This is a genomic window from Reyranella massiliensis 521, assembly GCF_000312425.1.
GTDB lineage: Bacteria > Pseudomonadota > Alphaproteobacteria > Reyranellales > Reyranellaceae > Reyranella > Reyranella massiliensis.
This window is the reverse complement of sequence record NZ_HE997181.1, coordinates 1,893,967-1,914,296: the sequence shown is the minus strand read 5'-3', so window position 1 is coordinate 1,914,296 and position 20,330 is coordinate 1,893,967. Positions and strand designations below refer to the sequence as shown.

At 61.7% G+C, this 20,330-nt stretch carries 19 protein-coding genes; 12 read left to right on the top strand and 7 right to left on the bottom strand.

Annotated features, from left to right (window positions below; all coding sequences use genetic code 11):
* Positions 1–488 precede the first annotated feature (488 nt).
* The 7 genes from BN60_RS09440 (at position 489) to BN60_RS31615 (ending at position 5,675) form a co-directional block, all read left to right on the top strand.
* Positions 489–803, top strand: coding sequence for a hypothetical protein (locus tag BN60_RS09440; protein ID WP_020695789.1), 315 nt, complete (start codon positions 489–491; stop codon positions 801–803).
* A 37-nt stretch (positions 804–840) separates the two neighbouring features.
* Positions 841–1,089 (top strand): hypothetical protein, encoded by a 249-nt coding sequence (locus BN60_RS09435; RefSeq protein WP_020695788.1) that lies wholly within the window; start codon positions 841–843, stop codon positions 1,087–1,089.
* 24 nt (positions 1,090–1,113) lie between these two features.
* A complete protein-coding gene (locus BN60_RS09430) occupies positions 1,114–2,373 on the top strand; it encodes a cation:proton antiporter domain-containing protein (protein WP_020695787.1) in 1,260 nt (419 codons plus the stop codon).
* A gap of 169 nt (positions 2,374–2,542) precedes the next feature.
* Positions 2,543–2,677 (top strand): hypothetical protein, encoded by a 135-nt coding sequence (locus BN60_RS31620; RefSeq protein ID WP_020695786.1) that lies wholly within the window; start codon positions 2,543–2,545, stop codon positions 2,675–2,677.
* Positions 2,678–2,701: 24 nt separating this feature from the next.
* Positions 2,702–3,556: a transglutaminase family protein gene (locus BN60_RS09425; RefSeq protein WP_020695785.1), complete on the top strand. Its 855-nt coding sequence runs from the start codon at positions 2,702–2,704 to the stop codon at positions 3,554–3,556.
* Between the two features lie 55 nt (positions 3,557–3,611).
* Entirely contained in the window at positions 3,612–4,328 is a 717-nt protein-coding gene (locus BN60_RS09420) for an exopolysaccharide biosynthesis protein (RefSeq protein WP_342626619.1), read from the top strand.
* A gap of 1,218 nt (positions 4,329–5,546) precedes the next feature.
* Positions 5,547–5,675, top strand: a complete 129-nt coding sequence (locus tag BN60_RS31615; RefSeq protein WP_020695783.1) for a hypothetical protein — start codon at positions 5,547–5,549, stop codon at positions 5,673–5,675.
* 149 nt (positions 5,676–5,824) lie between these two features.
* Here BN60_RS31615 and BN60_RS31805 read toward each other — a convergent pair whose 3' ends face one another.
* On the bottom strand, positions 5,825–6,412 hold the full coding sequence (locus tag BN60_RS31805; protein WP_425357809.1) for a hypothetical protein: 588 nt from the start codon (positions 6,410–6,412) through the stop codon (positions 5,825–5,827).
* A gap of 355 nt (positions 6,413–6,767) precedes the next feature.
* On the opposite strand from BN60_RS31805, the gene BN60_RS09410 reads away from it, so the two are divergent.
* Together BN60_RS09410 and BN60_RS30305 are read left to right on the top strand one after the other, a co-directional pair.
* Positions 6,768–7,277, top strand: coding sequence for a hypothetical protein (locus BN60_RS09410; RefSeq protein ID WP_020695781.1), 510 nt, complete (start codon positions 6,768–6,770; stop codon positions 7,275–7,277).
* A 20-nt stretch (positions 7,278–7,297) separates the two neighbouring features.
* Positions 7,298–7,498 (top strand): hypothetical protein, encoded by a 201-nt coding sequence (locus tag BN60_RS30305; protein ID WP_148283364.1) that lies wholly within the window; start codon positions 7,298–7,300, stop codon positions 7,496–7,498.
* A gap of 47 nt (positions 7,499–7,545) precedes the next feature.
* Here BN60_RS30305 and BN60_RS30795 read toward each other — a convergent pair whose 3' ends face one another.
* Entirely contained in the window at positions 7,546–7,704 is a 159-nt protein-coding gene (locus BN60_RS30795; RefSeq protein WP_177324791.1) for a hypothetical protein, read from the bottom strand.
* Positions 7,705–8,376: 672 nt separating this feature from the next.
* Here BN60_RS30795 and BN60_RS09400 point away from each other — a divergent pair.
* Positions 8,377–10,815, top strand: coding sequence for an arylsulfatase (locus BN60_RS09400; protein ID WP_020695778.1), 2,439 nt, complete (start codon positions 8,377–8,379; stop codon positions 10,813–10,815).
* A 65-nt stretch (positions 10,816–10,880) separates the two neighbouring features.
* Here the strand turns inward: BN60_RS09400 and BN60_RS09395 are convergent, their stop codons facing one another.
* The 3 genes from BN60_RS09395 to BN60_RS09385 form a co-directional block, all read right to left on the bottom strand.
* Positions 10,881–12,380: an alpha/beta hydrolase gene (locus BN60_RS09395; RefSeq protein ID WP_215905895.1), complete on the bottom strand. Its 1,500-nt coding sequence runs from the start codon at positions 12,378–12,380 to the stop codon at positions 10,881–10,883.
* Between the two features lie 46 nt (positions 12,381–12,426).
* On the bottom strand, positions 12,427–13,617 hold the full coding sequence (locus tag BN60_RS09390; RefSeq protein WP_020695776.1) for a patatin-like phospholipase family protein: 1,191 nt from the start codon (positions 13,615–13,617) through the stop codon (positions 12,427–12,429).
* Positions 13,618–13,769: 152 nt separating this feature from the next.
* Positions 13,770–15,182: a DUF2252 domain-containing protein gene (locus BN60_RS09385; protein ID WP_051150252.1), complete on the bottom strand. Its 1,413-nt coding sequence runs from the start codon at positions 15,180–15,182 to the stop codon at positions 13,770–13,772.
* Between the two features lie 259 nt (positions 15,183–15,441).
* Between BN60_RS09385 and BN60_RS09380 the strand changes: the two genes are divergently transcribed.
* Together BN60_RS09380 and BN60_RS09375 are read left to right on the top strand one after the other, a co-directional pair.
* Positions 15,442–16,056 carry a TMEM175 family protein gene (locus BN60_RS09380; RefSeq protein WP_202949794.1) on the top strand — a complete coding sequence of 205 codons (615 nt, stop codon included), beginning with the start codon at positions 15,442–15,444 and terminating at the stop codon, positions 16,054–16,056.
* A gap of 398 nt (positions 16,057–16,454) precedes the next feature.
* On the top strand, positions 16,455–17,669 hold the full coding sequence (locus BN60_RS09375) for a hypothetical protein (protein WP_051150110.1): 1,215 nt from the start codon (positions 16,455–16,457) through the stop codon (positions 17,667–17,669).
* 117 nt (positions 17,670–17,786) lie between these two features.
* Here BN60_RS09375 and BN60_RS09370 read toward each other — a convergent pair whose 3' ends face one another.
* Entirely contained in the window at positions 17,787–18,572 is a 786-nt protein-coding gene (locus BN60_RS09370) for an RMD1 family protein (protein WP_020695772.1), read from the bottom strand.
* A gap of 80 nt (positions 18,573–18,652) precedes the next feature.
* On the bottom strand, positions 18,653–20,326 hold the full coding sequence (locus BN60_RS09365; RefSeq protein ID WP_043283772.1) for a SulP family inorganic anion transporter: 1,674 nt from the start codon (positions 20,324–20,326) through the stop codon (positions 18,653–18,655).
* Between the last annotated feature and the right edge of the window lie 4 nt (positions 20,327–20,330).

Sequence of the window (20,330 nt, the reverse complement as noted above, 5' to 3'; positions counted from 1 at the left end):
ACTAACTGCATATGGGCGCTTCGCACGCCCTTTACAAGGATACATTGTAATGGGCAATCGAACGTCTCATATACATTCCGTCGACATCATCGTCGATCCTGTCGCACAAAGGACAGCGTCATGGATGCCGACCGAGCGCCGAATCGCTCGGGCATCGAGGTGCGGCGGGCCGTTGGGGCCTTCGCGCAGCCGCTGATCAGAGGCCAAGGAGCCTTGAAACTGCCCTGCCGACCGGCCTGCCGCTCGTGCGTGTCTTCATCGTTCAGCACGATTGCGGGCACGGCTCTTACTTCAGGTCGAGCCGAGCCAAATTCGATGACGGGTTGGGCATGCAGTCTGCCCACCTTCACAACTGTAACGAGGTGATGTGTTTGGGCGCCTCTCGAGACGCGCTTTCGCAGCCGACATGTGTCGCGACGCTTGAACTGTCGGATAGAGATGGGATGGCCCCATTTCCCGAAGCGGTAAGAATGGGAAGGAATCTGTATATGGCGATGCACTATCTTGGGGTCATGCGTGGGACCGGCAGCCTGGCCAGCTCGGACGGCGAGGGCTTCGGTCCTGCCGACTACGACCTGGACGGCTACCTCATGCCCACCGGCAAGGTCGTAGCGTCGGGCGAACTGCGCATGCCCGCCGACGCGCTGGGTCTTGCCATCGGCCGCAACGATTTGCGCCTCTTCACAGAGGACAGAGGCGTGCTCACGGTTCGGTTCTCGTCCAATCGGCACAAGCCCCTTGAGCAAGCGGCCCATATCGATGTCACCGATGGCTTGCCGCCGGCCAAGAAATGGCGTCACTGAATCGAGGCATACCCTGTCGACGCGCATCACCGAGACGATGGTTACGTTTACGCGTCCGTTTCTCCTGACCGGAGTGGACGCCGTCCAGCCCCCCGGGACCTACGCGGTCGTCACCGAGGAGGAGCAGATCCCGGGCTTGTCGTTCGTCGCCTTTCGCCGGCTGGTGACCACCTTGCACCTTCCCGCCAACCCCGCGCCCGGCCAGCGGCGCGAGGCGATCGCCGTCGATCCCGACGAGCTAGCTGCAGCACTCGCGGCGGACGCCGCGGCGACGGGCGTATGCTAGCCACCCACGACCGCGGCAGGAGTCATGATGGCAGGTGACGCAGCCGGCGGCGACTACAAGGACGTCGTGCTCTTCCTGGCAACCGCCGGCGTCGTGGTGCCGATCCTGCGGCGCTGGAAGATCAGCCCGGTCCTCGGCTTCCTGGCCGCCGGCGTGCTGCTGGGCCCGTTCGGCCTCGGCGCCCTTCATCAGTCGCTGCCGTGGCTGGCCTATCTGACGATCGAAAGCCCATCGCAGGTGGCGCATCTCGCCGAGCTCGGCGTGGTGTTCCTACTGTTCATGATCGGCCTCGAGCTATCGTGGGATCGCCTCTGGACCATGCGGCGCCTGGTGTTCGGCCTCGGGGGCCTGCAGGTGATCGCCTGCGCCACCGCGATTGCTGTCATCGCGACCCTTCTGGGCCACGGCGCGGTCACCGCGACGGTGCTGGGAATGGCGTTGGCGCTCTCGTCGACGGCCATCGTAATGCCCCTGCTGGCGGAACAGAAGCGCCAGCATTCGAGGGCTGGCCGCGCGACTTTCTCGGTCCTGCTGCTGCAGGACCTGGCGGTGGCGCCGATCCTCGTGACGATCGCGTTTCTGGGAAGTCATCAGGACAACGACTTCACTTTCAAGCCCCTCATCGCATTCGCACCGGCCGCGCTCGGCTTGCTCGGCCTCGTCGCCCTTGGTCGTCTCGTGCTGCGCCCGATGATGAGATCTGTCGCCCGGGCGGACAGCCCGGAGCTGTTCATGGCAGCCTCTCTCCTGGTGGTGATCGGTGCGGGGCTGGCGGCTGCAATGGTCGGACTGTCGATGGCCTTGGGCGCTTTCATTGCCGGCCTGCTGCTGGCCGAGACGGAGCATCGCAAGCAGATCGAAAGGACGGTCGAGCCGTTCAAGGGCCTCCTGCTGGGACTGTTCTTCGTATCCGTCGGCATCAGCCTTGACCTGTCGCGTCTCGCGGCAGCTCCTGCGCTCATCCTCGGTCTGATGGTCGGCGTGACGGCCCTGAACGGTGCCATCGTCTTCGGACTGGCGCGGTTGTGGCGGCTGGGGCGCGCCGCCGCGCTGGAGACGGCACTGCTCCTGGCCGCCGGCGGCGAGTTCGCGTTCGTCGTCCTGCAGTCGGCCATGACGGAGAAGCTGCTCGATCGCACGCTGGGCCAGACCATCCTCGTCGCCTCGACCCTCTCGATGTTTTCCATACCCGTCCTCGCGGCGATTGGCGCCGCCGTCAGGAGGCGTGTCCTGGCGGCCACCCCGGCAGCCCCCGCGCCGTCGGTTCAGCGTCGCGAAACCTGAAGCGGACGCGCGGAAAGTTGCGATGTAAAGGCCATTCGGCTGCACGCCGGGGAAAAGAATCCGGGTATTGCACCTCGCAAGAGACGCCCGTCGTCACCATTTCCAACTAGCGTCGCTCGGACGATGATCGTTCCGGCGATAGCCACGATCACAGACTTGAGCAGGATTCATGACCTACTTCCGCTGCCGCACGGAGTTCTGCTCGATCGCGCACGACGCGCTGCTCGGCCTGCTGGCCCTCGCCGCGCTAGGCGGCGCCATCAGCCTCTGGTCATCCGGATTGCAGCTGTTCTCCGCCGGCTGAACCCGCGACCGACCGAAGCTGCCGATGAACCTGCTCAATATCCGCCACCGCACGACCTATTGCTATCGCGAGCCGGTGCAGCTCGGGCCGCACCGTTTCATGCTGCGCCCGCGCGAGGGCCACGACCTGCGCCTGCTGTCGGGCAAGCTCGACGTCGCGCCGGCGGCGACCCTGTCATGGACCAATGACATCTTCGGCAACGCAGTCGCCACCGCGCAGTTTGCGCGAGCCACCGAACGGCTCGTGATCGAAAGCCTGGCGGTCGTCGAGCTGGCTGCTGCGCCCTGGCCGGTCTTCGACATCGCAGCGTCGGCCATCCGCTATCCGTTCGACTATTCGCCAGACGAGAGAATCGATCTCGCGGCGCTCGCGGAGTCGCATTATCCCGATCCATCGAACTGGCTGGCCCAGTGGGCGCGAGGCTTCGTGCTCAACCAGGAGACCGACACGCTGGCCCTGTTGAAAGACCTGGCCACCGGCGTTTTCGAGAGGATCTCCTACCAGAGCCGCGAGGAGGAAGGCACACAATCGCCGCTGCAGACGCTGGAGCGCGGCTGGGGATCGTGTCGCGATCTTGCGGTGTTGTTCATCGAGGCGGCGCGCAGCCTGGGCTTCGGCGCGCGAATCATCTCGGGCTATCTCTACAATCCCGACCGCGGCGCGGGCGACGCCGGCTCGACCCATGCGTGGGCCGAGATCTTCCTGCCGGGAGCGGGCTGGATCACCTTCGATCCGACCAATCGCGGCGTCGGCGGCTTCAACCTCATCCCTGTCGCCGTCGGACGCATCATAAACCAGGTAATGCCGATCAGCGGCGCCTTCCATGGAGCAACCGACGCGTTTCAGGGCATGTCGGTCGAGGTGCAGATCGCGCCGTGAGCCTCCGTCGCTGGGGTCGAATGCAACTTGTCGGGCGAGCCGACGGCGATGACTTGTGACGGCCAACGACGAAGCGAACCAGCTTGCGTCGGCGCCGGTCCGCTTTCAAACTGCGCGCCAATCCCATCCGGATTGCCAAGGAGCCGCGCCAGTGGCCCGGGAACCCGATGCCCCCTCCCCTCTCACCCCGACCTCTGTGCATCTCCTGCGCATGCTGGACCGGGCAGAGGGCGCTCGCGTATCGGTCGGCTGGCTGATAAACGAGCTCGGCGAGCGCTCCTTCGGCCTCACGCTCTTGGTGATGGCGATCGTCGCCCTGCTTCCCGGCGCGTCCACCATCGTCGGCCTGCTGATTGCGTGGCCGGCAATCCAGCTCATGCTGGGCCACGATGCCGCCCGGCTGCCGTGGGCGATGGCCCGCCGCGAGGTCGCCGTCGCGCGGCTGGAGCGCGTCATCGCCGCCGTCGCGCCGCGGCTCGCCTGGGTTGAGCGACTGATCAGGCCGCGCTGGCCCATTGTGTTCGAAGCCGCGAGGCCGCTGGTTGGGCTGGCGATGCTGCTGGTGGGGCTGACCCTGGTCTCGCCGGTGCCCATGAGCCAGGTTGTGCCGGCACTGGTCATCATGCTGCTGGCGGTGGCCTACCTGGAAGAGGACGGCCTCGCACTCCTGGTCGCCCTCTTCGCCGCGCTGTGCTCGCTCGCCATGACCGGCGTGATGGTGTGGGGCGCGGTGCAAACCATCGACTGGATCGATCCGGCAATCCCCGTATAAGCCGGCCCCATGAACTTTCGCCGTATAGAAGACCCTTCTCGGCCTCGGCGTTCCCTGGATCGTGAACGTCGCGGTTTGGACAGTGAGGTACCGATGATCGGTTCCCAAGAGGGCTTTTGTTGCCGCTGCAACGGGCTCCGATGACGATTTTAAGCGCTTGAGTATTGTTCTTCCGGATTCCCAGAGAAGTGTTCCCCATCAGAAAAGGCCCGCGTGGGAGCGGACCTCTTCCCTTCTCCGAAGAGAAGATCCGGCACAGACCTGCTGTCCGAATGGCGAATGACGGCGCTCAAGCGCCAGGGAAGAAGGAGCCTGCCCCGCAGCGAGCTCAGAAGGTGAGCCCGGACACTCTCGGATTGGGCGGGATGGAAAAGTGTCCGAAGCGCGACCTTAACGACCGGCGGACAAATTGTTCCAAGCAGCTCTAGGCGCGATCTCCACGGTCGATGCAATTCACGAGCAAGGGTCGCGCTTCCCACAGCCGCAATGTTCCCCTCAAGCGCACATCATACGTGGCGCGACATGAGAACGATTCGGCTTGAAGCGACAAAGCTTCATTAAGCCTCATACCTGTCATTACGCTTACGGTCTTCCCTGCTCTTTCGAATTCGCCGCAGACCCACTGCGACTCCAGGTAACCTGTAATGGCCCCTCGTCTGCCAGCTTGAAAGTGGTGGGACGATGCTGTTCACGGCCACTCTTTTCGATCACGAGCGTCAAAGGCTTCGCGTCCGACGTACAAGCGCCACCTTCACTAAGGGTGAACGCTTGCGCGTGCCTGCCTCGCTTAGAGCCAATCGCCTTTGATAGCCGCTGATTCCCATGTCATCATTCATATTATGGCAGTCGCATCTCCTACTCCCTACACAGTGTCGGCCATTCACCCCGATACACGCAAATTTCACGGCGAGAGTTGCGCAACACTGCAAGAAGCAGAGCGGCGGGCGAAAGAACTGCGGGAATCGGGCTACCAGAGTGTTTCCATAGCACCGTCTGATCCCAAGGGACCATCATGGCCAAAAAGCTGAAACGTTTCGTGATGATCGATTAAAGATAAAGAGGAACTATTCGCGGGAACTTGAGCGCCGACACTGCGACCGCGCGGACTTCCCAGGGAAAGGCAACGTTTCCCACGACCGTCGTCGCCGCCGTGGCTGGACTTCTTGGTTGAGGTCAGGACTTCGGAGGTAGTCGCCACGACGCTCTCGGAGACCCGTCATGATCGGCGAGGGCATCGCATTTCTCCTTGAGATCGGTAACCACGACCTTCTGGCACGACCACTAGGCGACCCAACCAGCGACGACGATACGGTAGCCGCGGCGGGCATAGACGCCTTGCTCGAATAGCACGATGATTGGCTGGCATCGTTCTTGGGCCGCGTGCTCGGGACACCATCGACGGCAGAGTTGACCCGTAGGCTGCAGTAGCCGTTGGTCACTTCGATGGGCGAGCGTCTTGAGCTGGTGGCGAACATCGCTCAGGATGACGTGAACGGTTATGTCGCCCCGCCCTTCGAGCGGCGCCACTTTATCGCCGTCCAGGCGCCACCGAACGAAGCCGAGGAGCGTTCATTCAGTAGCGAAGCGTCCTGCAGAAAGGGACTGCCATGGAGAACGTAGAAGCCGTTGTATGCGACGTGATCGCCACCAAGCTCCGCCTCGCAACGGACCGGGTTGTGCCCGAGGCGCGCATTGTCGAGGATCTCGGCGCTACCAGCCTCGATTCGGTCGACACCATCATGGCCCTCGAAGATGCCTTCGGGCTCGATATCAACGACGCGGAAGCAGAGCGCCTGAAGACTGTCGGAGACGTGATCGTCCTGATGAAGATGAAATCCGAGTACCGGGATCGCGCTCTTGCCAACTAGGCAGCCACCATTGCCGACCACGCGAACCTGCGCCGAACGACGCACGGTGGCGGGGCCGAAGCGATCGTGCGTCATGACTGCCTGCATCGGCTCCTTGCATTCCTGCACCATGCCTTGCCCGGTACTTGACGAAGAAGGCTGACCGCGATTCGCGCTCACCCGGACGCCGAAAGGCGACCTCGTCAACGGCCAGAAGAAGAAGATCGCCGAGGACAATGAAGCGAAGGGCACGCCCCGAAACAAGGGGCTGTATCCTCGTCCTCGATTTCGAGCTCGAGTTCCCATTCGCAATCGAAGACGAGATCGGTGAGTCTATCGTCGACCGAGCCCCATGGCTTGCGCGACCCTCTTCAAAGCGACCTGATGCTTTCCGGCCAGGCCCCCGAACAACTGCCGGATCTCTGCCTGGGCAGGCCGAATGACCGCGTGACAAGACCTCATTTGAGGCGCACCTTTTGTTTACCGTCGGGCGTGAATTGATTGAGCACCGACGGCTGAGAGTCTACGGCATCAAGAACAGAAATGACCGAACTCCCGCTCATGTGCTTTGGCCACGTTGAGGGAGGGAGCGATGATGTCCACTTTCGAATGCTTCCAGCGCGCCGCAAAGTGCACGCGGCTGGCCGAGGTCTCCGACATCGAAGCAAACAAAGCGCAGTTTCTGGCAATGGCTCGACACTGGCGAACTCTCGCAGATAAAATAGTGGCAGGCGAAGTATTCAACTTCGAGCCATCGGCCGGGCCGTGCGGCGACGATGCGTTGAACGTATTTATTGCCGAGGGCAACATTGAAATTTACTTGTCGAAACTACACAGCATCTTCGATCCAACCGAATGCGACCAGATCCGTCACCTGATGGCAAAGGAATTTGCCGGCATGGGGTTCAGTCGCGTGCATCAGGAGGGTGGCGTAAGACGGGTCATGGCCGGTCGCCAACGCCTGGAAAAACAGCGCTTCGTCGTGGCCGGACCGCCATTGAATGAGCTCGCTGCACAGCAGGATGCGCTCCTCCTAGAAATGCTTAAAAGGACCCAGAAGCTGCTGGAGGAGCAGCCGAGGCTTCTGCGCAAACGGCAATAAGTGCCTTAGCCTATGCGATCGTGGGCGGCGTCAACCGGCGTCCAATGTCGTTCCCTTGGCTTGCGGGGTTTGGGGATGGCGCTCGCGCGAGCGTGCCGGACGGAGGCCAGATGGCTATTATTGCAATTCTTCTGGCCATAAACTTCAAGGGCCTCGCGCTCGGCTTGGGAGCGATCGCCGTCATGGGCTTGATTGCGTATTTCGACGTCAATTCTCGATGAAGCACGGCGAGAAGCAGGAGTGCGAGCCTACGTCGGACGAACCCAGATCAAGATTTAGGGAGCTCGGCGCATTCGTCCGCAACGGCATCGGATTGCTGCTGTTGCTCCATCTGCAGCTGCACATGTTCGATGAGGCCTGGCGGCGGAGGCTCAATCTCACCTTCCAGCGCCTTCGCTTGCAATTCCAGCTCGGCGGCGAACTGCAATAGCCGGGCCATATCCTCGGCCGACTGGCCGAGGGCAAGCCGACGAGCCCGCCGATTTGCCCCGCTGAGTGACGCGCGGGTCGCTCCAGCCCTCCTCGACGAGCGCCGTCCGATGAAGGTCGTCCTCCAACGCTGCTATTCCTCCGACAATCAGCATTACACTTCGATCGTCGACTAGTCAGCATTTGCCGGATGGACCTCGAGCACTGCTTCGATCTTACGCCCGCCCGGTTGCTGGGGGCCGCGGGGCAATAGCCGAGCGATCAGCTGCGCGCGTAGATCACGAAAGCGTTGCTCGGACCGAGGGCAAACGCCATCCGGACTTCGGCTATCACGGCCTCCTATTCCGCTACTCACATCACGATGTGCGCCAGGACGGCGTGCTGCCATCCCATCCTTGCCTCGATCGAGACGACTAGGAGCGCCTTCTCACGCGGGATCTCCTGAACCTTCTCTCACCCACAAAAATGGTCAATTATGCTCGTACTGTGTTCTCCGCCGCCGACAAAAAATTGGACTGAGCGCTCAAAGCTGCGCCGCATGGCATGGCAAAGCGAATTCACGCGGTGTTTTGATTCAGATCAATGTTTGCCTGACCGCCTGCCTTAGGCACGTAGGATTGGGCGTAGAACGACTACGCCAGTCGGCAAAGAACGGAGAAAGACATCTCCAATGACCACTGCCAAGCTGAAATTGCGTGACAGCACACGCATGATGTTACCGCTCGCAGCCATCAGCCTCGCAACATGCGGAGTCCTGATGTCGATGGCATCGGCCCAAAATGCGCCGTCGACGTTCAAGGGCGTCATCGATCTCGATGTTCGGAAATCTACGCCCGACTGGACACCGTATATTCCGAAGAAGGCGCCCGAGGGTGCGCCAAACGTTCTTTTCATTCTTTACGACGACACCGGCCTTGCGGCGTGGTCGCCCTATGGTGGCCGGATCAACATGCCGACTCTGGACAAGATAGCCGCCGAGGGCCTGACTTACACACAGTTTCATACGGCGGCGTTATGTTCACCGACCCGATCGATGCTGCTGACCGGACGAAACCATAACGTGAACGGCATGGCTGCCATTACGGAAGGCGCCAACGGCTTTCCCGGAGCGCATGGCCGGTTGCCCGATCAGGCCGCCACCATAGGTCAGATCCTGCAGGACAACGGCTACAGCACCTTTTGGCTGGGCAAAAATCATAACGTCGCCGAGCAGGACGTCGCATCGGGCGCCAGCCGGAAACTATGGCCCCTCCAGAAGGGCTTCGACCGCTTCTACGGCTTTATCGGTGGAGAAACCAATCAGTGGTATCCGGATCTCGTTGAAGACAATCATTTCATTGAGCCGCCGTACGGGCCTGAAAAGGGCTACCACCTCTCGAAGGATCTCGCCGACCGCGCCATCGCGATGGTCCGCGACCAGAAGGCCACGAATCCATCAAGGCCCTGGTACATGTGGTACAACCCCGGCGCCAATCACGCGCCCCATCATGCGCCGCAAGAATACATTGCCAAGTACAAGGGTAAGTTCGACGACGGTTATGACGCTTACCGGACATGGGTACTTGCACGCATGATCGACAAGGGCGTGCTCCCGAAGGGAACGCAACTCACGCCGCTCAACCCCTTGCCCGATGAGGTGGCCAACAAGGCAGACTTTGTGCGCCCATGGAACTCGCTTAGTTCCGACGAGAAGAAACTATTCTCCCATATGGCCGAGGTCTATGCCGGGTTCTCCGAATATACGGACGTGCAAATTGGCCGCATCATCGATTACCTGAGGGAGTCAGGCCAACTCGAAAATACTATCGTGCTCTACGCGGCGGACAATGGAGCGTCCGGAGAGGGCACGCCGAACGGTTCAGTGAACGAGAACAAGTTCTTCAACAATTACCCGGACGATCTGGCGGAGAACATGAAGGCCTTGAACGATCTGGGCGGGCCGAACACCTATCCGCACTATCCGACAGGATGGGCTGCAGCATTCTCAACCCCCTTCAAGATGTTCAAGCGCTACTCGCAATACTCAGGCGGGACCATCGATCCGCTGGTCATCTCGTGGCCAAAGGGCATCAAGGCTCGCGGTGAGATTCGCGATCAGTATCATCACGCCGTCGATATCGTACCGACGCTCTTGGAGATCATCGGACTGGAAATGCCGAAAGTGTATCACGGCATAGATCAATACCCACTCGCCGGCGTCTCGATGCGCTACACCTTTGATGCCAGGCCCCACGATCCGACACGGAAAAGACGCCAGTATTACGCGATGCTCGGAACACGCGGGATCTGGGAGGATGGCTGGAAGGCTGCCGCTGTCCATGCGCCGTTCACTGGCAAAGGTAATTTCGATGAGGACCGTTGGGAGCTCTATCATGTGGACGCCGACCGGTCGGAGTCCAAGGACCTCGCCAAGGAGTATCCCGACAAGCTTCGAGCGCTCATAAAGGCATGGTTCGAAGAAGCAGATAAAAACATGGTGCTGCCGATCGACGACCGAAGCGCTGCAGAGCAGCTGGGAGTTGAACGGCCCACCGAAGAAGCAGCCCGCGAAAGGTATGTCTACTACCCGGGCACCTCGCCGGTGCCTGAAGGCGTTGCCGTCAGTGTGCGCGGCCGATCGTACAAGATTCTCGCCAACATCGAGATTACAGATCCGAATGCGTCGGGTGTGATTTTCGCTCACGGCTCGCGTTTTGGAGGTCACTCGCTCTTCATCAAGAACAAGAAATTGTACTACGTGTACAACTTTCTGGGCATCAAGCCGGAACAGAAATTCGTTTCCGGTGAACTGAAGCCCGGCAAGTACACAGTCGGGATGGAGTTCACCCGCGAGAGTTCGGGCAAGCATGGTGAGTCTCTCGGCAGGACCAAACTCTATGTCAACGATAAGGTCGTCGCCGAAGGTCCGATGCGCACGCAGCTTGGCAAATTCACGCTGTCCGGCGACGGCCTCTGCGTCGGTTACGACAGCGGCGACACGGTCAGCCAGGAGTACAAGTCGCCTGGGAGGTTTAGCGGCGGGGTAATATTCGCCGTCGGCGTCACCGTCGAAAAAGCGCAGTACATCGACCTCGAAAAGGAGGCAGCACGCGCGCTCGCCCGAGATTGAGGCCGCACCTCGTCATCCACGGTCCTTTGATCGAACTAGCCGCCAAGTTCTGAGCCCTTCGCCATTCATCTCCGCAGATCGGCCTCCAGCATCTCGTCCACCCGGCCGGCAATGAGCGAGAAGAAAGGATTGGAGCGAAGACGCGTGAACATCGAAAGCGGCAGGGACAGCGCTCCAGCTTCGCCGCGCAGGAAGAGCGATCCCAACGCCGGCTGGCCGTTCGCTCCGCTGCCCGGAAGGAACCCGTAAACCGGGTCGTCCGGCAGAAAGCAAAGTGCAAGGTGGCCGACCGATACGATGCTTCTGGGCCAAGCGAGGTCGGTCTCGCTCTCGGTCCACCCCTGCCCTGGCCTGCGCCGACGCATCATGACACGCTCCGATTCGTCGTCGCGGTTGGCGACCACTGTCAAGGAATGTGGACGCTGAAGGCTTCTCAGTACTCCCGGCAAGTCGGCGCTTCGAGCACTCTCCAAGGACCGAAATACGGCCAGGCGGTTGACGTCGAACAGTATCAACTCATGCTGCGCGCCTACGAGACGTCCGAACACAGAATCGAATACGCCCCTGGCACCCACCGTCGAGTCGACGACCGACTGCCAGGCGATCACCGGCGGCAATTTGTCCAGCAGGCCCGCCACCTGCGCCTGCTCGAACGCGCGCGTCAGCGCGTTGGTGGCGGCCAGCACCTGGCGCGTCGAGTTCACCGCGAACGAATTGTACTTGTAGGGGTCGTATTCCGGCAGGATCTCCTGCCAGTGCGCCGCTTCCAGTCCCGGCAGGAACGCCAGCGCGTCGATGATCCGCGTCAGGACGGCGATACGCGGCAACTCGATCGCGGGCGATACAAGCAAAACGCGCGTCGGCTGGCGCAGCGTCTCATCGGCCAGGCTCTCGATCGCATGGGTCAAGGCGAGCGTGCCGCCTGTGGAATAGCCGCCGACATAGAAGGGTTGGTTCGGCATCGCCAGCGAAGCCGCGTGCCGGGCCGCTATGCGCACGACGGCACGCCAGTCCTGGAGGGTCATGTGGAGCTGGCCAGCCGGCACGGTACCATGCCCCGGCAACCGCAACACCACGACATGAAGGCCGCCGGCGTGCAGCCTGCGTGCCAACGCCAGCATCGAGTAAGGTGCGTCCGTCAGGCCATGGATCAACAGCGCTGAGCCCCGCCGCTCCTCCGGCACGAGCTCGAACGTGCGGTTGTAAGGCGCGACATGGATGTTATCGGAGGCGCCGTCGTTCGCGGCGCCGGTCAACCGGGCGATCCAGCTGCGAGGAGAGAACCGGGATGACCTCTCTTCGGCTATATCGCCGCTCCGGAGTTCCTTGGCACCGCGCAGCTCTTCGAACAGGCGCCCCTCGAGGGCGAGCAGTCCGGCGAAGTCCAGGTGGGCATCTCGTGCTGCTCTGAACTCCTGCCTGAGATCGAGGGTGTGCCAGGGCGCCAAGGGTCCAAGGGCCAGGACGGCATAGGCCGAAAAGCCCACGACGGCTGCAGCCAGAACAGCAACCGGCCAGATGATCAAGCGCCGCAATACTCTGGTCAGGCGACGTTCAGGGACCATCTCTTGCACCTCAAGTCGTCCGTCCCCCGATCTGCCGGTCCTGTTGCTACTGGCGCACGGCCGCAGGGTCGATCTGGGGTGGCCGCTTGTGCCAGGCCCGACCATCCCTACCCTTCTGAAAGCCGTAGGCGTAGAGAGCCTGCATGTAGGCCGGCTCGAACATGCCGATCTCGGTAGTGGTGAAGTCAGACCCTATATAAGCGAGGTTGTAGTCGATGCCGTCGCGCTGCGCGAGCAGGTAGGTGCGCAGCACGTCGTTTCGCCCGCTCGACGTCAGCATGGTGCTGATGGCGCGGCCGGCGACCGAGATGGTTCGCCGCTTGCTCGTTTCGTAGCCCGGCGTGAGCTTGCCGTTGCGGATGACGTACGCGTGCCGTTCGCGGCGTGGTCCGCTCTCGGCGATGTTGATCGACGATGGATAGATGAAGAGCTGGGCAACGGCGCCGCCGTCGACATGCATCTCTTGGTACTTCTGGCCGTCGATCTCGATATCGACCATGACCGGCTGGAAGGCGCCGGGAATGGCCGCCGAGGCGCGCAGGATCTTGCGGAACAGCTCCAGCCCACCGGGATGGCCGCTGGCCGCGATCGCGCCTATGTTCCAGATTACCGGTCGCTCGGCATCGAGGTCGGTCGTGCCGATCAGCAGCAGGCGACCCTTCCCGTACTCCCGGGCGATGGCATCGAACATCTTCTGGTCAGTGTAGCGTGCGATCACCTCGGCCAACGGACTGGTATCGGCCATGGCGTCGTCGAACAGCGCGGCCGTGAGTGCCCGCGGTCGATAGACCTTGTCGGGTGTCAGGGTCGTATACATCCCGGCCATGACGGCATCGTACTCGGATCCGAGATAGGCGAAGGGCGCGATCAGGGCGCCGGTGCTGACGCCCGTCACGAAATTGAACTGGGGCCGCATTCCTGTCGCGGCCCAACCATTCAGCAATCCGGTGCCGAAAGCGCCGTCATCGCCGCCGCCGGAAATCGCCAGGTAGTAGACCGGCGGCGGGCGCGTCGGTCCGCCTGCGGTGCGCCGTGTCGCCTCCTCCCTTTGGTAGGCGCGGGCGGCTTCCTCCATCATGGGCTTGGGATCGCCGTCGGCGAAGAACCGGGCATTGGGGATGCCCAGCGGCAATGCGACGGTGGTGTGGGTCGAAGGCACGCCGGGGCCGCGCTCGGGATACGAGCAGGCGCCGAGGACTCCGGCCAGCAGCATCGCGAATGACAGGAACTTGCGCATGCGAACGTCTCGTCTCTCGGCGAAGGATGACGCGGAACACGTGTACATTGTCAGCACGGCGGTGCGGCGAACGCGCCGTGCTCGATCAGGCGAAATGCCACACCAGACCAGTTGAAGGCAGAGCGCCGCTGGTTGACCCTCGGCACGACCCGTTACCTATCTTCTTCGATCTGGACCTGAATCCTGCCTGCGCCTACCGCAGCCTTGAGAGCCGCGTGGTCGCGCTCGGCCTGGTCGGCATAAGCAATGGCGAAATCACCCATCGCTTCGTCGAACGCGTCGCTGTTTCCGAGATAGCCGGTGACCAGCCACGGATGGCTGGCCTTGCCGTGCGCCCGCGCCAGCGCCCAACCGCACGCCCTGCCGTAGATCTTCATCATGTCGCGATCGAAGGTTTCGACTAGAGGCTTGATCTTCGCGTCGCGCAACTGGCGGACATAAAGTTGGTTGCCCAATGGCCCAATCGTGTGGCCAAGAAAAATATCCGATGAAGCCTGCATCAGGCGCTGGCCCTCGACCACCCGCTCCCCGGCGTGGCCAAACAGGCTCTTGCCCGCGTAAGGCTCCAGAACGGACGGGACGGCCTGCTTGAATTGCAGGAACAGCGGCTCATTGGACGACGACATGAACAGTCCGATAGAGCAGTACCGGCCGACGCTTCCGACCCCCACAACCTTCATCGCCCCGTCGACGTAGCGGTAGCGATCGAACAGGGCGCGACGGTCAATCGGAAGGCTGTCCCGGTAAGCAGCCATCGTCTTGTCCGTGAGGGCGCCGAAGCCCTCCTGATGCTGAACATCCATGTGATAGATGAGCGGAGGTTGATCCTTGATCTGCACCACCCCGCCGACCATCCTGGCCAACTTCGGATAATCCAGGTCAGATGCCCTTCCTTCTTTCGCTTTGTCGATTCTGCGCCGCACCCGCTTCTGGTCAGCCGGATCGTCGATCAGCCCGAGGTACTCTTCCAGACCGATGTGGGTGTACCATGCTTCCAGCGGGCTCATCTCTGCCACTTGCCGCAACCGCTTGCGATAGCTCCGGGCACAGGCGATGGCTGCGTCGCGGCCAGCCGCATCCGACAAGCCATTCGACCGGGCCGCCAGCACGAACGACGCGACCAGCCGCTTGACGTCCCATTCCCAGGGCGCCGGCAGGGTCTCGTCGAAGTCGTTGATGTCGAAGTTGATGCTACGTTCAGGCGTGGCGAAGCCGCCGAAATTCATCAGATGACAGTCGCCGCAGACCTGGACATGAATGCCCGTGGTGGGTGTCGCGGCGAGGTCGGCGGCCATGACGCCCGCCGCCCCTCGATAGAAGGCGAAGGGTGATTGCAGCATCCGGCCGTAACGGATCGGGACGAGCTCGGGAATCCGGCCAGCATCCGAGGCGCGCAGAATTTCAAGTGGATCGAGCCGTTGCTTGTCCTTCTTCCAGAGACCTTGACTCGCCCGCGGGACCGAATCGCGCAGACGCTGGCCGGCTGCGACGAGATCGTCCGCAGGGATGGAATACTCTGGTCGTCTGACCAGCGGCGTCTGAGCCGGACCCGTAAAGGCTGCCACGTTGTTCAAATCGCCTCCCCTTCCCGAGCTGAATATGTCCGCCCGTCTCAGCGGGCCTTGATGCAAGTCAAGCATTCGCATGATGCAACCACGGGGCGACGCGGCAACGGGCATCGATCTGCATTCGCTTGACGTATCGAACGGATGGTTGTGTTGCATCGACACATCCGTACCCTGATACGTCGGGCTCGACGCAAACTTCACCGCTCCACCGGGGTTTGATCTGAGTCAAAGCAGGCGGAAGCAGATGCGGCGAGGGATGATTGGAAGGACGCAACAGCAGATGTATCCACGCGCTCGCCTAGACGCGCTGACCGACGGGCTCTTCGCCGTCGCCATGACGTTGCTCGTGCTCGACCTCCGCCTCCCGGATGACTTCCAACCGCATGATGCGAGCGAGCTCATTCAAGGCTTGATCGCCCTGACACCCAAGTTCCTGCCCTATGCCCTGAGCTTCGGCGTGCTGGGGCTCCGCTGGCTATCGGGTATTCAGGTGCGGTCGCCGGACGAGAACCTCGGCAGCGAATACGTCCACTGGTGGCTGCTCTACCTGCTTTTCACCACCTGTTTTCCGTTCGTCACCATCGTCGTCGGTCGCTTTCCCAACCTGGCGCCCGCAATCTGGTTGTATGCCGGCAACACATTGATCCTTTCCGCCATCGGCCTGCGTTTATTGGCCCTCATTCCGGATGTGGAGCCGGGCAAGCAGCGAGATCATCAATTCCTGCTTGCCGTTCTGATCGTTTCGTCCGGGCTTGCAATCGGCTGGAGCTTCATCGGTCCTCGCCACGCGCTGTGGCCTTATGTGATGGGCTTCTCCGTGGTGGTGATCGCGAACCGACTCAGGGAGCGACGTCTGAAAAGGGCATCATGAACAAGGCGACGCATCTCCGTACGCAGGTTGACCTGTCGCAGCGCGAGCTGCTCGCCGGCACCGCCACGGCTGCGGCCCGTCAGGAAGAACGATGCACTCGGTCTTCATCGGCATGGATCCGGCGGCCGACTACGCTCCCTTGACCGCTAACGACGATTTGACGACGGGCGGCCCTGCTCGGCTGGTGGCCATCTCTGCGAATCAAAAGTCGGTGCGCGCGGACAGGGCCCGCTGCGGTGCTGGATGCCGGCGATTACAATCCTGCACCGTGACTTTGACATCATCCTGAAGGGGCCACGAAACTTCAGGTGCAGAGCGTACAACCCCTTTGACTTGCCTCAAAGGCCCCGCGGAACTCGATGTTAATCTAAGAAAGCCACTTAGGGAGAATCTCGAAGATGACGCTCCCCAAATCCCCTTCTGGCGGCGCCTTTGCGGAGAATTCAATGGAATTCTCCCTCTTCATCGGGGGGCCCCTGTTTCAGCTTCTTCGTCGCGCCCATCTTACGGACGATACGCTGCGTTTGGTGCGCCGGCGCGTCATCGTCATCTCGCTGCTTTGCTGGCTGCCGCTTCTGGTGATTTCGATTCTCGAAGGAAATCTCTTCCCCGCGGGCGAGAATTTGTCCTTCCTGAAGGATGTTGGCATACACGTCCGCTTCCTGGTGGCGCTGCCTCTATTGATCGCGGCCGAGCTTGTAGTCCATCAGCGCATGCGTCTCCTGGTGCCACAGTTCATCGAACGAGACCTGATTCCGGAGGGAGCCCTACCACAATTCCATGCCGCCATTACGTCAGCCGTCCGCCTTCGAAACTCGATAGTCGCGGAGGTCGTCATTGTCGCAATCGTCTACATTGTCGGCATTCTTGTCGTTTGGCGGCAATACGCGGCAATCGAAACGGGCACCTGGTACGCGGCAGCCTCTGCGAGCGGATCGAAGCCGTCGCTTGCCGGCATCTGGTTGAGCTACGTCAGCCTGCCGATCTTTCAGTTCATGTTGCTTCGCTGGTATTTCCGCCTATTCGTCTGGACACGTTTCCTCTGGCACGTGTCACGCATCAAACTAAACCTGGTGCCGACTCATCCTGACCGGGCAGGCGGTTTGCTTTTTCTTTCCACCACGGTCTACGCCTTGGTGCCACTGCTGTTTGCCCACGGCACAATACTTGCCGGACACATTGCTGATCGCATTTTCTTTGTTCAGGCCACCCTCCTCGATTTCAAGCTCGAAATCGTTACCCTTGTCGTCCTGCTCCTATGCGTGGTGCTGGGCCCACTCCTGCTGTTTGTGCCCCAGATGGCCGAGGCGAAACTGATCGGCCTGCGTGAGTACGGCGCCTTGGCCCAGCGCTACGTTCGCCAATTCGACAGCAAATGGTTGCGCGGCGGAAACTCAAGCGACGAGGAGCCACTCCTAGGCAGCGTCGACATTCAATCGCTCGCCGATCTATCCAACAGTTTCGACATAGTGAAGTCGATGAACGTCGCGCCCTTCACCAAGGAGACAGTTTTGCAAGTCGGCATCATGGCGATCGTGCCGATCGCACCACTTGTCCTAACCCTAATACCGCTGGAGGAACTTCTGAAGAGGTTGTTCACTATACTCCTGTAGGGCGGCCACCGGACCTCGCGACACCGATGCGATCGCGCAAGACCTTGCCGCACGCTCCTTCTGCGCAACGTGTGGGTGAGTTCAATCAAAGCCGGCCTGGGGTACGCTTCAGCCGCATCAATGAGAGCGAACGAAGATCTCATAGATGGACAACAGGATCTCGATAACGATGAGGCAGATGATATACCATTCCAGACGTACGCTGCGCTGATCCTGCACAAGCTCCAGAAGTGTCCGGACTGTTTCACCAACCAGTGTGAGTTTTCGGTCGATCGCGCTGTTGCGTTCGAGCAGTTCGTATTCATCCGCCAACCGGGCGTAGAGACGCTCGAGTTCAGGGCGGTCCCAAAGAACGTCCGGCTTGTCCTCGATCGCAACCCGTCCCACCATCCGATGCTGTGTCAGCAATATGTCGCCAATCTGCTGAATGAGTTGCGAGGCCTTGCGATCGACACGGCCCTTCCGCCGGATGCCGGCGGCCAGCGGTTCAATCTTGTCGAAGGTCGCTGCGATCTGCGATTCGTGATGCGCCAACACGACGCTCTTTGACAGCACGTTGGCGAGGATCTGCAGTCGTTCGGTAGACGCATCCTTCAACACAATGGCGCCGGAAGGCTCGATCTGGTCCTCGCCGTCCGGTGTCACGACAATCTGGACCTGATCGGTTTCCGGTGTTGGCAGAGCCTCCACGATGCTCGCGCGCAGCGTCCCCAGGAGCGCCTCCTCCTCGGCATGCGAAAGCCCCACGAGGACGGCGACTCCATAGCGGAACAGGAAGGCGATACCCTGCTGCCCTGCTCGCAACGTCAGCGGCGCCAGGGCTATCGTATCCTGATGTTCGAGGCCGCGCGTCTCTATGCGTTGTCCAAGCAGCAGCGCGCGAATGGCAAGCGAACCGGACATGATCACCCCCGCCAATGCCGCGACCGTGGATCAGCTTTCGACGGCGTGCCGGTCGTCGCGAACTTCAACGACCGCGACGCTCAAATCCTGCCAGCGCTTGCCGCCACACACTGATCGACGGTGCGATGGGCAACAATCGAGCCGAAATCGGCTTCGGCACCCCGCCTGCGCAACGTATCGGCGACGCCATCGTGCAACTCGGCAAGCCGTACCACAACGCCGCGGCGCTTCATGGTGGCGGCGAACACGCGCAAGCTGGTCAGGGCCGTAATGTCGATTATGGGCACTACGGAGCAGTCGATCACCACTGTGGTCAAGGGGCGCGAGGTCTGCGCCACGAGCTCCTGGAAGCGGCGCCGGATCTGCTCTGCGTTGAAATAGAGCCAGCCCCCGAGGGTGCGCAACACCAGCACGGAGGGCGGCTCCAGGGCCGCCGGATATCTCTCCTTGTTCACGTAGTGACCGCTTGCCGGATCGCGCGCCAACACCGCGACGGCCGGCCGGGAAGCGCGCCCGATCAGCATGACCAGCGAGCCTACCGCCGCCAGCAACAGACCCTGCAAGGGCCCGAAGGCCAGGACGCCGAACAGCGCGAGAAGCGAGATCGCGAACTCGGTGCGCGACGCGTTCTTGAGCTCGCGCAACTCCTCGAGCTTCACCAGATGCTTGGCGGCCATCAGGATGATGGCTGCCAGCACGGGCTCGGGCAGATCGCGGAACAGGCCTGTGAAAAAAGCGAGGGTCAGCGCGACGGCGATCGAGGTCACGACGAGCGAAACCGACGAGGTGGCGCCGTTCATGTCGTTGACCGCCGTTTGCGACATGCCGCCGGCCACTGGAAAGCCGCTAGCCAGGGCCGTGGCGACGTTGGAAGCACCGAGAGCCGTAAGCTCCTGCGACGGATCGATTTCGTAACCTCGCTTCTGAGCGAAGCTGCGCGCCACCGAAATGGTTTCGCTGTAGGCTAGCAGAAAGCAAGCAAACGCCGTCGGCAGGAGATCACCGAGATCGGCCATCGATATCGGCAAGAGGCCCAAGGTCGGCAGACCCTGCGGCAGGTCGCCCACCAGCCGGACATCGAGCTTGCCCAGGCCGAGGAAGCCGGTCGCCGCTATCGCGGCCGCGACCACGATCAACGTGGTCGGTCGACTGGGCAGCTTCCACTCCAGCAGTAGAAAGAGCGCGATCGCCAGCCCGCCAATCGCCAACGACGGAAGCGAGATGTCCGGTATCATTGTTCCGACATTGAAAAGCCGCTCGAAGAAGTTGCCGCTGCCTCCTTCGAGCCCAAGGAGCTTCGGCAATTGGGTCGATGCGATGTACAGAGCTGCGCCGGTCTTAAAGCCCGTCACAACCGAATCGGAGAAGAAGGAAGCAAGGTTGGCCAGCCCGATAAAGCGGCCACCAATGGCAATCAAGCCAACCAACAGTGCGATGGACGCTCCCAAGGCGGCCACCCGTGTCGGATCACCGCCGCCGAGGGTGGCAATGCCGGCAGCAACTGCGAGCGCCAGGGCCGACGTTGGGCCCACCGCCAATTGTCGGCTCGTGCCGAATACGGCGTAGGCCAGGCCCGCGGCGAGGTAGCAATAGAGACCGGATACCGGCGGCAAGCCTGCCAGCGACGCATAGGCTAGCGACTCGGGAATAACGAACGCGGCCAGAGACAAGCCAGCGATGCCGTCGGGGCCCAGCCGCTTAAGGGAGTAGCCGGCGACCCATTCAGTTATGGGGAAAAACTCCCGCCACCGCATTGTT